General features: G+C 57.0%; 10 protein-coding genes. 5 read left to right on the forward strand and 5 right to left on the reverse strand.

Annotated elements, in window-relative coordinates:
• Positions 1 to 8 precede the first annotated feature (8 nt).
• Positions 9 to 2,723 (reverse strand): alanine--tRNA ligase, encoded by a 2,715-nt coding sequence (gene alaS / locus KBY58_RS01870; RefSeq protein ID WP_409995702.1) that lies wholly within the window; start codon positions 2,721 to 2,723, stop codon positions 9 to 11.
• A 33-nt stretch (positions 2,724 to 2,756) separates the two neighbouring features.
• On the opposite strand from alaS, the gene KBY58_RS01875 reads away from it, so the two are divergent.
• Genes KBY58_RS01875 through KBY58_RS01890 form a run of 4 tightly spaced genes read left to right on the forward strand, consistent with a single transcriptional unit; the run spans position 2,757 to position 7,508 of the window.
• On the forward strand, positions 2,757 to 2,969 hold the full coding sequence (locus tag KBY58_RS01875; protein ID WP_255002581.1) for a hypothetical protein: 213 nt from the start codon (positions 2,757 to 2,759) through the stop codon (positions 2,967 to 2,969).
• Between the two features lie 10 nt (positions 2,970 to 2,979).
• Positions 2,980 to 6,081, forward strand: a complete 3,102-nt coding sequence (locus KBY58_RS01880; protein WP_255002582.1) for a DEAD/DEAH box helicase — start codon at positions 2,980 to 2,982, stop codon at positions 6,079 to 6,081.
• A gap of 19 nt (positions 6,082 to 6,100) precedes the next feature.
• A complete protein-coding gene (locus KBY58_RS01885; RefSeq protein WP_255002602.1) occupies positions 6,101 to 7,021 on the forward strand; it encodes an SWIM zinc finger family protein in 921 nt (306 codons plus the stop codon).
• The gene (locus KBY58_RS01890; protein WP_255002583.1) at positions 7,011 to 7,508 is read left to right on the forward strand and encodes an MEKHLA domain-containing protein; all 498 of its coding nucleotides are present in this window, start codon (positions 7,011 to 7,013) and stop codon (positions 7,506 to 7,508) included. Before KBY58_RS01885 ends, KBY58_RS01890 begins: the two co-directional genes overlap by 11 nt.
• A gap of 74 nt (positions 7,509 to 7,582) precedes the next feature.
• Here KBY58_RS01890 and KBY58_RS01895 read toward each other — a convergent pair whose 3' ends face one another.
• Positions 7,583 to 10,891, reverse strand: a complete 3,309-nt coding sequence (locus tag KBY58_RS01895) for a glycoside hydrolase family 9 protein (RefSeq protein ID WP_255002584.1) — start codon at positions 10,889 to 10,891, stop codon at positions 7,583 to 7,585.
• Positions 10,892 to 11,065: 174 nt separating this feature from the next.
• On the opposite strand from KBY58_RS01895, the gene KBY58_RS01900 reads away from it, so the two are divergent.
• Entirely contained in the window at positions 11,066 to 11,761 is a 696-nt protein-coding gene (locus tag KBY58_RS01900) for a LuxR C-terminal-related transcriptional regulator (protein WP_255002585.1), read from the forward strand.
• Between the two features lie 26 nt (positions 11,762 to 11,787).
• Here the strand turns inward: KBY58_RS01900 and KBY58_RS01905 are convergent, their stop codons facing one another.
• The 3 genes from KBY58_RS01905 to KBY58_RS01915 are packed head-to-tail and all read right to left on the reverse strand — an operon-like array spanning position 11,788 to position 16,609.
• Positions 11,788 to 12,945 (reverse strand): HlyD family secretion protein, encoded by a 1,158-nt coding sequence (locus tag KBY58_RS01905; protein WP_255002586.1) that lies wholly within the window; start codon positions 12,943 to 12,945, stop codon positions 11,788 to 11,790.
• Between the two features lie 5 nt (positions 12,946 to 12,950).
• The gene (locus KBY58_RS01910) at positions 12,951 to 15,860 is read right to left on the reverse strand and encodes an ABC transporter transmembrane domain-containing protein (RefSeq protein ID WP_255002587.1); all 2,910 of its coding nucleotides are present in this window, start codon (positions 15,858 to 15,860) and stop codon (positions 12,951 to 12,953) included.
• Positions 15,857 to 16,609, reverse strand: coding sequence for a peptidylprolyl isomerase (locus tag KBY58_RS01915; RefSeq protein WP_255002588.1), 753 nt, complete (start codon positions 16,607 to 16,609; stop codon positions 15,857 to 15,859). Before KBY58_RS01915 ends, KBY58_RS01910 begins: the two co-directional genes overlap by 4 nt.
• Between the last annotated feature and the right edge of the window lie 157 nt (positions 16,610 to 16,766).

Genomic DNA, 16,766 nt, shown 5'->3' on the forward strand with positions numbered 1-16,766 from the left:
ATCAAGAACTATCCCAATTGTTGCTCAAGCTGCTTTAGGGCCTGCTGCAGCACCTGATCGAGGGCGGCGCCATCGCGACCGCCCGCTTGGGCCAGGTTGGGGCGTCCGCCGCCGCCGCCGCCGCAGAGCTTGGCCAGGGCAGCCACGAAGGCGCCGGCCTTAGCGCCCGCTTTGATCACCACTTCACCGAAGGCCGCCACCAGAACCAACTTGCCCAGATCGGCTGGATCGGGCAAACCACCGAGCACCACCGCCGCTCCAGCTCCGAGTTGCTCGGCCAGCCCCTGGGCCGCGCTCTGTAGGCCAGTGCCCTCCACCCCATCGAGGCGGGCCACCAACAGCTGATAGGGCTCGCCAATGGCGCTGCAGCCAAACGATTTGGCCTGTTGGGTTAGAGCCCCGGCCCGCAGCAGTGCCAACTCCTGGCGTGCCGCCGCCAAGGCCTTCGCCCCCTGCTTCAGCTCCTCCTGCATCGCCATTACCCGATCAACAATCTCCCCCGGCTGCAACTTGAAGCGCTCAGAAAGAGCCTTCACCACCGCTTCCCGCTCCTGTAAGTAGGCAAGCACTGCAGCACCGGCCACGGCCTCAATGCGACGCACGCCGGCGGCCACACCCGATTCGCCAATGATCTTGAACAGCCCGATCTCAGCGGTGTTGGCCACATGGGTGCCGCCGCAGAGCTCCATCGAAACCCCGGGCACATCTACGACGCGCACCACATCGGCGTACTTCTCACCAAACATCGCCACCGCCCCTGCTGCCTTGGCCCTATCAATTGCCATTTCCTGCACCTCAAGGCTGTGGGCATCGGCAATCCAGCTATTGATCAGGTTCTCGATCTGCTCGAGCTCTGCCGGGCTCACCGCCCGAGGGCAATGGAAATCGAAGCGCAGCCGCTCAAAATCCACCAGTGATCCAGCCTGGGCGATGGCCGGATCCACCAGCTGCTTGAGGGCAGCCTGGAGCAGGTGGGTTGCCGTGTGGTTGGCCTGGGCACGGCGCCGGCAGGCCCGATCCACCTGGGCATTAACCAGATCACCTACCGCCAAACTGCCCCGCTCGATGCGGCCGCTATGCACAAACACACTGCGGTTGCGGGTCACGCCCTCAATGCTCACAATCACGCCATCGCCGCCGGCCCCATCGCCGTTCAGCAGCCCGCGGTCACCCACCTGGCCGCCGCCCTCCCCATAAAAAGGGGTGGAATCGAGCACCAGTTGCACCCCATCGCCAGCTGAGGCGCTCTGGGCCGGCTCGCCGTTGACCACCAACGCCAGCACACAGCAGGGATGGTCGAGGGTTCCATAGCCCTTGAATTCGGTGGCATCCAGCTCGGCCACCATCTGTTCAATGGCGCCCTGGAGGGTGAGATCCAGGCTCACCGCCGCGGCCTTGGCCCGCTGGCGCTGGGCCTCCATCGCCGCCGTAAATCCTTCCAAATCGACCGTGAGACCGTGCTCCTCGGCTATTTCCTCGGTGAGCTCCAGGGGGAAGCCATAGGTGTCGTAGAGCTCGAAGGCCTGCTCACCTGGGATCTGCTGGGGCTTGGTCGCCAGCACCTCGGCCAGCAGCTTTTCACCCCTTTCAAGGGTTTCTCGGAACCGGGCCTCTTCGCGGGCCAGTTCCGCCAGGATCACCTCCCGGCGCTCGAGGAGTTCGGGAAAGGCCGGCGCCATCAGGGCAATCGACGCCTCGCCCAGCTCGACCAGGAACGGCCTGTCGATGCCCAGGAGCCGGCCGTGGCGAACAACCCGGCGCAACAGACGCCTGAGGATGTATCCCCGGCCCAGGTTGCTGGCCGTAACCCCATCGCTGATTAGTTGGGTGATGGCGCGGCTGTGGTCGCCGATCACCTTGAGGGAGGTCTGGCCCTTGGCGTCGAGGGCGCGGTAGTCGGCCCCCGCCAGGCCCGCCGCCGCTTCGATCAACGGATAGATCAGGTCGGTTTCGTAGTTGTTGGGCACCGCCTGCAGGATCTGGGCCATCCGCTCGAGCCCCAAGCCCGTGTCGATATTGCGGTTTTTTAGCGGCGTCAAATCGCCATCGGCATCGCGGTTGTACTGCATGAAAACCAGGTTGTAGAACTCGATGAAACGGGAGTCGTCTTCCAGGTCGATGCCGTCGTCGCCGAGCTCGGGCTTGAAGTCGTAGTAGATCTCCGAACAGGGGCCGCAGGGGCCGGTGGGGCCAGAGGCCCAGAAGTTGTCGGCCTCATCCATGCGGATGATCCGCTTGGGGTTCACCCCCACCCGATCGCGCCAAATCGCCTCGGCTTCATCGTCTTCGCGGAAGACACTCACCACCAGATTTTTCGGCGAAAGCCCGAACACCTCCGTGCTCAGTTCCCAGGCCCAAGCAATGGCCTGCTCCTTGAAGTAATCCCCAAAGGAGAAGTTGCCCAGCATCTCGAAGAAGGTGTGGTGCCTCGCCGTGCGGCCCACGTTTTCAATGTCGTTGGTGCGGATGCACTTCTGGCTGCTGGTGGCCCTTGGGGCAGGCCTTTGCCGTTGGCCCAGAAACACGGGCTTGAAGGGCAACATTCCCGCAATCGTGAGCAGCACGGTGGGGTCTTCGGGAATCAGGGAGGCGCTGGCCATCGGCCTGTGGCCCCGCTGTTCGTAGAAATCCAGGAATGCCGCCCGGATCTCTGCGCCACTGCTGGGGCAGGCACGGCGTGGAGTTACGGCCATGACGGAGCAAAACAAGCCTGGAAGGGGCATGATCGCCCAGAACAGGTTCCGTTAGTCGAAAGCGTGTCCCGAGCCGAGTTGCGAATGCGGTCCCTGGGGGCGGCCAGCGAACTGCCCCCCAATTTCAACCTGCAGCTGGCGCAAAGCCTGCCAACAGTGATGATGGGTGTGATCCGCGGCTGGCTGCCCCTCTGGTTGCCGCTGATCTGCAGTGCCCTAGTGCTTCGCCTGATGCTGCCCCTATTGCAGCCAATTCCGCCCGCTCCACGGCTTTGACGCCGGCTTCATGAGCCTGTTGCATGCCACCTGGCTGTTTCCCCCCGAAGGTTCGGGCGGTCGCCTATTCCTATGGGCAGACACCTGGCGCGTGGCCGCGCCCGTCGCCCCAGCTGCTGAAGCCCCGGAGCACCCCCTTGCCCTCAACGAGGACGACCTAGCCAATTGGCTCGACGACAACAGCCTTTGGTCGGAGTCCCTGAGGCCGGCGCGGGCAACCCTGAGCCTGCCCAGCCGCCACCAGGCCGCCAAGGGAAAAACCAAGCAAACCGACAGCTGGAGTGGCCTGCCTCTGCAAGCGGGCGAACCCCTGCCCAAGGAACCCCTTTGGTGGCCCTGGCAGGTGGAGGGCTGGGCCCTCGATCCAGCCAGCGCCGGCGAATGGCTAGGAGATCTCCCCCTGGCGGGCGAACACCCGGAGATGGCCGATGAGCTGCGCTGGTGGAGCCACCTGCAGCGCTGGGCCCTGAGCCTGATTGCCCGCGGCCGCTGGCTGCCCCAGATCGAAGACGGCCATGCCCGCTGGCTACCCCTGCTCAACCGCGAAGACGACCGCCGCCGCCTAGAAGAACTCTCCACCGGCCTGCCCCAGGTAGCAACCTGTGCCCTGGCTGCGGGCCTGATGGGGGATCCGAGCCTGGCCTGTCGCCGGCCGGGAAGTGGCCGCCTGCGGGTGGCAAGCCTGCTGGAATCGCTGCTGGATGGCCAGTTGCGCTCCGGCTTCAACCCCAGCAGCGAGGGCCTCGACCCCCTGCTCACGGCCTGGCAAAAGGGCCTCGGCAAGGGCAATGGCCAACTGGCCCTCGGGGAAGAAGACCTCGAGCGCCTCGGCATTGCCACCCACCACTGGCGTGAGGGGGTGGCCGGCAGGGTGGCCGCCGCCCGCACCTGCCTGGAGCTATTCACTCCGCTCGAAGGAGAAGAACTATGGGAGTTGCGCTTTGGCCTCCAGGCTGAGGCCGACCCCAGCCTGCGGGTACCAGCGGCCGCCGTATGGGCGGCGGGAGACCGGGGACTGCAGATGGGTGAAGTGGCCGTGGCCCAACCCAGCGAACTGCTGCTGGAGGGCATGGGCCGGGCACTCACGGTCTTTGAACCGATCACCCGCGGCATCGATGCGGCCACCCCGGAAACGATGCAGCTCACCCCGGCCGAGGCCTTTGTGCTGGTGCGCACCGCGGCCCGCCAACTGCGCGATGTGGGGGTGGGGGTGGTGTTGCCCCCCAGCCTCAGTGGCGGCCTCGCCAGCCGCCTGGGCCTGTCGATTAGCGCCGAACTACCCGCCAAATCCAGGGGCTTCACCCTGGGCGAAAGCCTGGATTGGAAGTGGGATTTCATGATCGGCGGGGTCACCTTGGGCCTCAAGGACCTGGAACGCCTGGCCGCCAAGCGCAGCCCCCTGGTCCAACACAAGGGCGCCTGGATCGAGCTGCGCCCCAACGACATCAAAAATGCCGAACGCTTCAGCGTCGCCGACCTGGGCCTGAGCCTCGACGACGCCCTGCGGCTCACCGCCACCGATGGCGACACCTTGATGCGCCTGCCGGTGCATCGCTTTGAGGGTGGCCCCCGGCTGCAGGCCGTTCTGGAGCAATACCACCAGCAAAAAGCACCAGAAGCCCTGCCCGCCCCCGAGGGCTTCTCCGGCCAATTGCGGCCCTACCAGGAGCGGGGCCTGGGTTGGCTGGCCTTCCTGCACCGTTTCGACCAGGGCGCCTGCCTGGCCGACGACATGGGCCTGGGCAAAACAATCCAATTGCTGGCCTTCCTGCAGCACCTCAAGGCAGAGGCAGAACTGAAGCGGCCAGTACTGCTGGTGGCTCCCACCTCGGTGCTGACCAACTGGAAACGGGAGGCCCATGGCTTCACCCCCGAACTGCAGGTGCGTGAGCACTACGGGCCCCGGCGGCCGGCCAGCCCGGAGGCCCTCAAAAAAGCCCTCAAGGGGGTCAATTTACTACTAACCAGCTATGGCCTGTTGCAGCGCGATAGCGAACTGCTGGAAAGCATTGACTGGCAAGGGGTTGTCATCGATGAGGCCCAGGCAATCAAGACACCCACGGCCAAGCAATCGATGGCAGCCCGCGACCTGGCCCGACCCGGCAAACTGAGCCGCTTCCGGATCGCCCTTACCGGCACACCGGTGCAAAACCGGGTCAGTGAGCTATGGGCCCTGATGGATTTCCTCAACCCCAAGGTGCTCGGGGATGAACCCTTCTTCCGTCAGCGCTACCGGCTGCCGATTGAGCGTTACGGGGATATGGCCTCCCTGCGGGACCTCAAGGCCCGGGTGGGGCCATTCATCCTGCGGCGCCTCAAAACCGACAAATCGATCATTACCGACCTGCCTGAAAAGGTGGAACTGAGCGAATGGGTAGGCCTGAGCCCAGAGCAGAAAAAGCTCTACAACCAAACCGTCGAAGCCAGCCTCGATGCCATTGCCAGGGCGCCCCTGGGCCAAAAGCATGGCCAGGTGTTGGCCCTGCTCACCAAGCTCAAGCAGATCTGCAACCACCCCGCCTTAGCCCTCAAGGAAACGCCGGAGGTCGCCATCGGCGCCAACGGCAGCTTTGCCGGCCGCAGCGCCAAGTTGCAGCGCCTAGAGGAGATCCTCGAGGAGGTGATCGAAGCGGGCGATCGGGCCCTGCTGTTTACCCAGTTCGCCGAATGGGGGCTGCTGCTGAAGGCCCATCTGGAGCGCAAATGGCGCCAGGAAGTGCCCTTCCTCTATGGCAACACCAGCAAAAACGAACGCCAGGCCATGGTCGATCGCTTCCAAGACGACCCCCGGGGCCCCCAGCTGTTCCTGCTTTCCCTCAAGGCCGGTGGGGTGGGCCTAAACCTCACTCGAGCCAGCCATGTGTTCCACATCGATCGCTGGTGGAATCCGGCAGTAGAGAATCAGGCCACCGACCGGGCCTATCGCATTGGCCAACAGAACCGGGTGCTGGTGCACAAGTTCATCACCAGTGGTTCGGTGGAGGAAAAGATCGATCGGATGATTCGCGAAAAATCCAAACTTGCCGCCGACATCGTTGGCTCCGGCGAGGAATGGCTCGGCGGCCTCGAAGTGGGCCAGCTGCGCGATCTCGTGGCCCTGGAGGAGGAATAGGCCGATGAAATCCCTTCCCATGACCACCAGCCCCCACAACCCGATCACCACCCAACTGGGCGACCAGGGCCTGGGCCAGCAGCCCTGGTGGGTCGAGCAGTGGATGGAACTGATCAATGGTTATCGCTTCAAGAAGCGGCTGGAGCGGGCCTGGGATTACGCCCGCAGCGGCAATGTCACCTCGATTCGCTTTGAGGGCCGGCGGGTGCATGCCCGGGTCCAGGGCACCGACCCCGACCCCTACAAGGTGAAGCTCTGGCTCGATGTACTCACCGACGAGGACTGGGGCTACGTACTCGAGGCCCTAACCCAAAAAGCCCGCTGGTCCGCCCAGCTGCTGGCCGGGGTGATGCCCCAGGACATTGAGCGGGCCTTTGCGGCCAGCGGCCGACGCCTATTTCCCTTCAAGTTGCAGGAGGTACGCAGCGAGTGCAGCTGCCCGGATAAGGCCAACCCCTGCAAACACATCAGCGCCGTCTACTACCTGATGGGCGATCGCTTCAGCGAAGACCCCTTCGTGCTGTTTCAGATGCGCGGTCGCACCAGGGCCCAGCTGCTGGCGGACCTGGCCTTGCGTCGGCGCAAGGTGCTGGCAAAACAGGCGCGGCAGGCTGCAGCCAAAAAACTCGACCAAGTGGCCGCCCCGGAGCCCCTGGTGCCGGTGCATCCAGCCATCAAGGACCCGAACCGCTGGTGGCGTTACGGCGCCGCCCTCGATCCGGAACTCGTGGTGATCACGCCGGCCATGGAGGGCGAATCCGGCCTGGATGCCGCCGGGCCCCTACCGCTGGCGGAAGATGGCCGCTTCAGCGAAGCCAACGCCCGCTTCCTGGAGCGGCTCAAGGAACACGGCCAGCAAACGGCAGCCATGGCCATGGCCAAGGCCATGGCAGCAGGTCAAAGCGATGGACCAGAAGCGAGCAAGGGCGATGCCCCATGAACCGCCGGCCCCCTGGCTGACCCCAGGGGCGATCGCCACCGCGGACTGCATCCTGAGCTCCTTCCACCGAGCCTTTGGCAGGCCGCTCATCGCCGCCGCCGGGGTTGAGAACCCAACCCAGCGGGCCCAGGAGCTATTTGCCGCTCCACTGGTGGTGCTCGCCCACGACGCCAGTCCCCTCGATCAAGGCGATGGCCCCCAGCTGATCTACGGCAATCGGGCCGCCCTCAGCCTCTGGTGCCGCAATTGGGCCCAGTTGGTAGGCCTTCACTCCAAGCTCACAGCCGAGCCCGCCGAACGGGCAAGCCGACAGGCAGCCCTAAGCGCTGCCCAGCAGCAGAGCGCCATCAGCGGCTACAGCGGCATCCGCACCGATCGCCATGGACGCCGTTTCAAAATCAACGGGGCCAACCTCTGGTGCCTTTGGAGCCCATCAGGTGACCCCTGCGGCCAGGCCGCCTGCTTTAGCGATTGGTGGTGGCTTTAACCCAATCAATACCCTCAACATGATCTCTTCCAGGCTCAGCAGAACAGCCGGGCCTGGGCGGGGCGGAGGAGCTCCTAAATCACCGACAGATTCCTGAGATCGCCGCCGTATCCAGTAATCTCCACCACCCCATCGGTAGCTGACTGAAAGCCCGCCACGCCGTCGTTGAAAGCTACAAAGGTTCGAGTGCTCGGCCCCGTGCCATAGGTAAAGGTTGCGACCTGCTGGGCCCGGAACGTCGTGCCATTGAGCTGGGCCGCCACACCAGCCCCCGTCAACGAAGCCACGGACCCAAGGCTGACAATTTGAGAGGCCGCAACGGCAGTAGGGCCATCCAAAATGTCGATGCCGATAGCGAAATCAGTGATCCAATCTGGACCTGCCAAAAGAGACAACGAAGCGCTCGAAACCTGGAAAACATCGGCACCTCCAAGGCCCGTCAAGACATCAGCCCCATTGCCACTTCTAAGCACATTGGCCGAGGCATTACCGCAGGTATAAGCGGGATTTCCAGCGATGCTGGCCAATTGGTCAGTGCTAGTGGCAAACAACCCAGGGCCTGTGAGGTTGCCGCTACCGCCCAAGCCAATGCCCTGGGTGGCGTTAAAGCCCACACTGACCGAGGCACCAGCGGCCAAGCTGGATCCCCAGTCCGCCCCCTTCAAGGTGGTGCGATAGACACCCCCGCCAAGTTTGGTTTGGGCCACGGTGCACCCCCAAGGCGCTCCACTCAAGACATGGGTTGTATCGAAACTGAGGCTCCAACTACCTAATACTGAAGCACCGGTATTGGTGACGGTGATCTGGGCCGTTAAACCCTGATACCAGACGGAACCCGTAACTCCCACCTTGAGATCCGGCGAGCTGGCAGTGGGAACAGATGGCATTCCCGAAATGGCAACTGCAACCTGGGTTGGCACGGGAATCGAAACTGAGCTAGTGCTAACGGTTTCCGTGAAACCCTGTTGATCTTGATAGGCGACCTGAAGCCGCAGACTCTGCCCCTGCTGGGCAGTGGTCGCCTGAAAGCTGGAGGTGTTGGCTCCAGCAATCATCTGCCAGGTGGAATTACCTGCCGCCTGTGATTGCCATTGGTAGCGAAACAAGCCATCGCCATCGGGATCCGACGCAGTCCGATTTGAGGTGAGGATCTGACCAACAGCTGGTGTACCTGAAATGGCAAATGACACCTGACCATCGTTGACATAGGGCACCAAGACCGGTGCAGACGAAATAGTCTCGGCGAAATTTTTAGCATCCTGGTACAAAACCTTCACCTGTATCGCCTGTCCCTCCTGGGCACGACCGACGGTCCATGCGCTGCTCATAGCTCCAGAGATCGCGCTCCAAGACTTTCCGCCATCCCCAGATGACTGCCACTGATATGTCAAACCGCCACTGCCGTTGCCGTCAGGATCATTGCTGGAAATCACAGCCGTCAAAACCTTCCCCACCGCAGCAGCGCCAGCGACCGTTACCAATGCCACTCCCAGATTCTGGGCTGTAGGAGTCGGGGCCACCGGCGAAATCATGCGCACACTGATACCAGGAAACGCATCTAACTCCTGGTCCGTGAGAGCCACACCACCCTTCAGCTCCACACTGCGCGCAAAAGCACCAGCAAGTCCAGCGTTGTAATCTAGAGCCACCTCATTAGACACATAATCACTACGAGAATCCGTATAAGACATGTCGTCCGGTCTTACAGGACCTCCGACCAAAGCACCAAAATTTATATGGGCATTTGGCAGGCCATTTCTAAAACCGTCCCAACCCACGCCAGAAGCCGCGCGGCTGTGGGGCTGTTGGGGAAAATTATTACCGTAACCCACTAAATAACTTGAGTTTCGGGGATTTGAGCCAAGGATGTAGTCGACAGTAGACTGAGCCAGGGCAGCATAAGCTCCATTTGGATCATTGACGGCTGCTGCATAGACATCCGCAAGAAATGCCGTATTTGCCGCATAGCGTAGGGATCCCCATTGGCTCACCCAGCGCAATCCGCCAGCAGTGATCGAGACCCCATTGCCGCCAGTCACCCAGTTATTAAGCCAACCTTCGACCTGCTGCTTAATTGCAGTTGATCCGGTTTGCTCAGCCAACAAAACCGCTGTTGCATAGGAAGCATCATCCCAATTACCAGTCCAACCCTTATTTAGTCCACCGATGTTTGAATTGTAAAAACTGAGAGCCTTGCCGAGGTAGGCAGAACCATCTTGTCCCGCGGCACTTACGGCCTTAGAAAGCCACACAGCACCATTAGCCAGCTCATCATAATAGCCGCTATAGGAGTTGTAGAAATTCTGAATCGACGGGATAGAATCGGAGTACTTGCCGCGATTCTGGTCAGCGAAATCATATAAAGCGATAGCACTCTTCAGCAATTGATCTGCATAAGCTTGATCACCATTTTGACGAAACAAAATCGAAGCAGAAGCCAAGGCGGCAGCACTTCCCCCAGCCACATCAGATCCGGGCTTCGAAGCAGTTACGGCCAAAGCGGGTCGCAAAATTGTCTCAGACTCAGCCGATTGCCACAGTGCATGGTCTGCATCTGGATCACCTACCTGAGCGACAAAGAATGCTGTCTTGCCTGCAGAATTCAGCACATTACACTTTAAAAGATAATCCGTACCCCATTTGACCGCCGCAAGCAAGTCGTCAGTTTGACCTGAAATTGCATAGCCTTTAGAAAATTGCAAGCCACCCCAAGCCAAATTCGTAAGACTGGATGCCAAGGGAAGACCGAATTTGCCATAATCACCTGCATCGTGATAACCCCCACTAAGATCAAGCTTTAAACCACTCTGAAGATTAGAAATTGAATTATCACCGAAATAAATCCCATCGGCACCATCACGCAGCCCTGAATCGCCACGCCAATCAATTCGATTCGTTGCCTCATCGAGATTGCCTGAACGCTGTGCCTCATAGAACAGGAAAGACTTCTGCAATGCTTCTGCATAGTTTTGACCAACTCCTTTCACTGGGACAGAGGCTGTAATTACCGGAGCCAACGAAGGAGTTAACGGCAAGCTCACAGTGCTTGGAACGGACTGCAACACCGACGCCACTGGACTGGTAAGGAAAAGGGTGGAGGGCTGCAGAATTCCATTGCTCTCGGTTGATGCGCTGGTTGCATTGAATCCCACGGTCCCTGAGCCACCGGGAGCAAGTGCTGCTCCCCAGTCGGTCCCCGTCAGGGTGTAGGCATAGTGCCCACTGGATAGCTGGTTAACCGTAAAGCTGAGACCCCAAGGAGCTCCCGTAATCAGCACATCACTTTCAAAGGACAGGCTCCAGTCGGCTAAAGGCACAATGCCGCTATTGGTGAGGGTGAAATTGGCCGTCAACCCACCCTGCCAGGTTGAACCATCAAGCACCAACTTCAGGGCAGGGCTTCCGGTAGTAAGAACAGGGGTGGCCACAAGAAAGGAGCATCTTCAAACCTTCTAAGCGCTGGAAGGCTTCTGCATCAATCCCAAAAATGGGATAACTTGCCTGGACACACGCGAAAACAACAGATCTCCTAGGATTTATCAGCGAACCATAGTGAAATGGATCTCACAGACAAAATTTCCATACTGATCGAGCGCAGAAAGGTCATGCGCAAAGCAATTATAACGAGCGGGCTCGATTTAAGCGTTGCCCTTGCATTTGGCAAAGAGTCAAGCTTACTTCCCCTCGTCTACTGCTTCGCCAATCCATCACTAATTCACTACATCGGCACCGACGCGCAAAGCTGCTTGGATGCTTTTACGACCAAAGCCCCAGGCTTTCTGGTCTGCAGTGACGAACTAGTTGGTGGGGATGGATTTACCCTCATCGAAACATTCAAAACAAAACACCCGCGCACAAAAACATTTCTTGTCTGCACAGGACTCCAAATAGATGCTCGCGTCCATACTGCCGACTGGATCGATGGCATCTTTTACCTTCAAGAGGCCCTAGAAGGGAAGGGGGTCCTACAGGAAGCCGTGATCGCAGCAGTAGGTGGACATCGCTATCGCAGCAAGCAAATCCGCTCTCAAACTGAAACAACGTCGGCTCTGCAACTCAAAGAAAGGGATTATCAAATCCTGGATTGCCTTGCCGACGGCATGAGTAATCGAGAAATCTCGGCCAAACTTCACATTAGCGAAGAAACCACAAAGACATACACAAAGCGCTTACTGGGAAACCTTGGTGCAAGAAATAGACTTCACGCTTTAATACTAGGCTTACGCTTTGGCATAACATCAATTGCCCAGTAAATCAGACTAAGATTAAATCAAAGGCTCTAAATTGACTTCAACGAATCCGTCTTGTCCTTAAAATCACTAAGCAGAAGCTGAAGATAGGTAACCTTTCTAAGTTTGATATTTGCCGTCAGCGACATCCCCACCTGCAACGGCAAGGATTGGCCTGATTTTAATTTGAGCCTCTGGGCATCCAAACGCACATTGACTGGGAAGCGGTATTGCTGCTTAAGTTGGTCAGGCGGAAGTGCATCAGAACCAATACTTTTTAAGACACCCGCCAAAGCACCAAAATCGCTGGAGGGGAAAGAATCAATGGTGATATCAACTAATTGGCCAACCCTTACAAAGCCAATCTTGTCGCTTGGTACCTCAACCTTGGCCTGCAATGCATCAAAGGGCACAATCTTCATCACTGGCTCACTACCTTGACCCACAAAGCCAGGCCCCGTGGGCTTTAGGTCAAAGACCACACCGTCTACGGGAGAGCGGATATCCTGATAGCGGTTGGCAACCCTGGACTCCACAAAACGACTAGATATTTCGGATAGTCCTGACCTTAAGGCCTCAATCTGCTGATTCAAGATTGCTATCTGCCGCAGTCGATCTGCCTTGGCAGAGGCCAAGCGACCTCGATCCTCCTCAACCTTGCTACGTTGCTGCAAAACCTGCAGCTCAGCTGCAGCCCCCTGACGACTAAGAACAACTAAGCGACTAAGAATCTTAGAATCCAGGGCCAATGCCTGTTCGGCAACCTTCTGTTCAGTGGTGTTAACATCCAAATATCGTTGCAACTCAACAGATTTAAGAATTATCTCCTTGTTCTTAGATGCAATACTTTCAGCTAAACGAACCTGCCGCTCTAAGCTCACATCATCGTCGAGCTTCAGCAGAATTTGACCACGCTTGACCCTTTGCCCCTCCTTGACAAGCATCTGCCGCAAGACTCCCCCCTGGGGCATTTGGACAGTTTTTACATCGCCAATGGGCTCTAGCTTACCTGGGGCAACTACCACCTCTTCGGTCTTAGCAAAAGACAACCAAAGCAAACCAAAGGCTGTCGTACCCATTAGCGACCAGATCAAAGTTCTAGAGAGGGAGGGTGACTGCTTAAGCAAGACTTTTTGGTGACTAGATGAAACACTCTTCTCCAACAAGTTTTGAGCAGATCCGAACCAAGAGAAAAACTTATTTTTCATGTTTCCTAAGCTGCCTCCTGCTGCCGGTAAAGGGCGTAGTATCGACCCTTCAAATTTATCAATTCATCGTGCGTACCGGTTTCAACGACTGAACCCTGATCCATCATCACCAAAAGATCGGACTTTTGAATGGTTGATAGTCGATGGGTGATAAAAAATACGGTAGTAGCATCAAGAGAGTCGATTAGATTAGAAAAAACTCGACGCTCCGTATCATAATCGAGGGCACTGGTGGCCTCATCTAACACCAATAATCTCGGCTTTAGAAGCAGGGTCCGAGCCAAGGCTATGCGCTGCCGCTGGCCGCCAGATAATCCGGAACCCCTCTCCCCTACGTCACTACTATAACCAGATGGCATCTCCATAATAAAATCGTGGGCACAGGCAAGTTTGGCTGCAAAAACGATGTCATCGCTGCTGGCCTCAGGATCAGCAAGAGCTATATTATCGGCAACAGAGCCACTAAAGAGCAATGGCTCCTGGGGAACGATACCAATTTGGCGACGTAAGGAATAGAGCTCAACTTTGGCTATATCATTGCCATCAATTAAAATCTTTCCTCTATCTGGGGCATATAGCCTGGAAAGCATTTTTGTCAGAGTGCTCTTGCCGCTGCCACTCTGGCCAACAACTCCTACAAAGGAACCAGAGGGCACCTCTAAACTCACATCCCTGAGGACTGGTGGCTGAGAAGTGTTAAAGGAAAAACGAACTTGATCAAAAACAACAGCTCCACTAATTGGCGGCAAAGGAATCTTCTTCTTATCATTGTCATCCGACTCCTGGGGGGTATCCACCACATCTGCCAAACGCTCAAATGAGACCTTCAACTCCTGAATATTTTGCCAAATACCGGAAAGACGAAGCAAGGGCTGGGTCACATATCCCGAGATGATTCTAAAAGCTATAAGTTGGCCGAGGCTCATCTCACCTTTCAAAACCAATGTTGCCCCAACCCAAAGCACCAGAAGCTGGGAGAGCTTCTGAAGCACCTGACTGGTTTCAGTGAGGGCTGTACCCGTAATAGTTTTTTCATAGGTACGGGAAATATATTTTGAATAAAAGTCTTGCCACTTCCAGCGGCTGATCATCTCTATGTTCTGGGATTTAACAGTCTGTATACCTGTTAAGACTTCAACCAAATGGCTCTGAGTTCGGGCATTTTCCTGGGCAGCCTCCCGATACTGACGCCTGAATAGGGGGGCCCCAAGCAGAGTTAGGCCAATTTGAATGGGCAACACTCCCAAGGCAATAAGGGTAAGAAGCCAGCTGTAGGCGACCATAACAATAATATAAATTACCGAAAGTGCAGCATCCAAAACAGTGCTTAGGGCTTGACCAGTGAGGAAGTTGCGAATTTTTTCTAACTCAGCAATGCGAGTTCCCAATTCACCAACAGGTCGCCTATCAAAATAATTAAGTGGCAGGCGCAAAAGATGGTCAATTACTTCAGCACCCAATCGCATGTCAATGCGATTACTGGTTTCAGTAAAAAGAAAAGTGCGAAGTGCACCAAGCACTCCCTCCATCAGCGTCACCACAACCAGGGCGAATCCCAAAACCTGCAATGTATCCAGACTTCTCTGGGTAATCACCTTGTCGATAATCACCTGAATCAGCAGGGGAGCAGCCAGGCCAAATAGCTGGACCACAAAGGATGCCAGCAATACCTGCACAAGAACGCCCCGATAGCGCTTAATCGCAGGCAAAAACCAACTGGGCCCAAACCGCTTTTCAGGGGTTTGAATTGTGCGCTCGAGCATCAAAAACTCAATACCATCCGGGAAATGCTCGGCAATTTGGGCTGGCGCTATTTGCAACAACCCATCCCTGGGGGAGGCAAGCTCGATTCCGGCAGCATTGCTTTTACGCAGTAGGGCGAAGCCACCCTTCCAGGGAAGTAAAGCAGGTGTTTGCAATCTGGTTCCCATGGAGGCATCAACAGATGCCCCGCTGACATGCAAACCCAACATGGCCGCAAGATTTCCGCATAGTTGGAGATCAGGTGTCTGACCGCGGCGCAAAACATCCCTCAGAACCTTTTCTACGGAATCCTTACGAAACGGCAGATCCAATTCTGTGGCAAGCATCTGGAAACATGCCAAGGTTTCGGCAATGGGTCCCTCTCCTTGGATTAAGCGGAATTGCCTTTCCCCACCAACTCCTAAATCCAGACCAGTTGCCAGCGGCTGCTCAGAAATCAGACGGGGATCAGAAAGAGTTTGTTTAACTATTTCCCCATGGGCATCGGCAGTAAAAAATCCAGCGGGTACGGCAATCAACCTGGCAGGCAGGGGGGGCCTGGCAATTGGCAAGCCCAGATCGGGATCTAACTGGGCTCCATAGGCATGCCCTAGCAAATTGCAACTAGCTGCATAAATATGTTGCTCAGAATCAACTGCGCTTAGATCGCCATCTATCAAGACCGCCCGATGCCGTACGCGCTCAACAAGCTTTACCACTGATTGGCCAGACTGGTTATTCTGCTCCAGAATTGTCTGGATTAAACAGGCAATTTCAGCAGGAAAAATTTCGCCGCAAGCATAACGCCAGAATCCCAAATTGGCAATTAACTTAATCGCAATATGGTCCGGAATAGCTGCTGCCAATACAGATTCGGCGGCACTCACCTCCTCACAGCCACCAGCTCTCAGCAATGAGGCGATTCCAACCCAGTCTCCTGGTCTGAGCCGATCAATTGTGATCCATCGTTCTTGATCATTTACCAAAAGCCTCGCCGATCCCTCTAATAGAAGGAGCAGCTGTGCTGGAATTTGGCCAGACAGGCTTAGGGAATCACCAACGTTAAAACGTACTAACTCGATGGCCGAAAAAAGTTCGTTACGCAGTGGCTCTGCTAAAGCAGCAAAGCCAGGATTTTCCAATACGGATTTGGGAAGCTGCTGCTGGTTCATGACTTGCCCAGCTGTAGGTCTGTAGCCAAGGCCGAGGCTTCTCTACCTACTTCAGCCTTAATCCACTCCTCCATCAATTCCTCTGCCATCGCTTGCCGCATGGGACTATCCAATTGGGCGGGCTGGAGAGATTCCAAGCGAGCCACTAGCCACCAATCCTCGATTTTAAAGGGCTCCAGCAGCACTCCAGGCCTGGTTATGCGCAAACGCTCAGCAAGATGGGGGTGGGCCTGGTTCAGGGGAACGGGTCCCACGATTCCCCTGGTCTGACGCTCCGGGCCTTCACTAAATTCTGCCGCCAAGACAGCAAAATCAGCCTCACCAGCTGAAATCTGCAGATAGAGCTCCCTTGCCATGCCCCTATCATTCAACCTAATTAGGCTGTAAACTATGCGATCAAGTGAGTTTTTTCTGTCTAGGAAGCGCGCCTCAACCTTAGGCTCAAAATGCAAATCACAATATTTACGAATACGAATCTGCCGTTCTGCCCAAAACTGCAGATCTTCCAAAGTAATTAAGTTGGCCTGGCAAAATGCATCAAGGGCAGCCTGATCGGCAAGTTGCTGTTGGGAAGCAAAGTTTTGAAAGGCACTTTCTGATTCGGCTGAATCCAGCCGAACCGACGCCATGGCCCGATTCAGGACATCGGCTCGCAGGGCCGGAAGGTGGAGCTGATTTCTTGCAAGCCACAGCCAGTTGTCTGGACTGAAACAAGATTTTAATTCAGGCGGCGAACTCAATTCAGGCACAGGGCTTCAAACGGGCGGGGAATTTCCCCATCAGCAGAAACACCTTAGAATTATAAGGGCAGCTTAAGGCCCGGCCATGCATGATTCAGAAAGTCCTTCGGTTCCCACCCCATCCAAGTGGTGCCAACCGCACTAGGCCGTAGGCGCCGTACCAAAA

The organism is Cyanobium sp. HWJ4-Hawea (assembly GCF_024345815.1).
GTDB lineage: Bacteria > Cyanobacteriota > Cyanobacteriia > PCC-6307 > Cyanobiaceae > Cyanobium_A.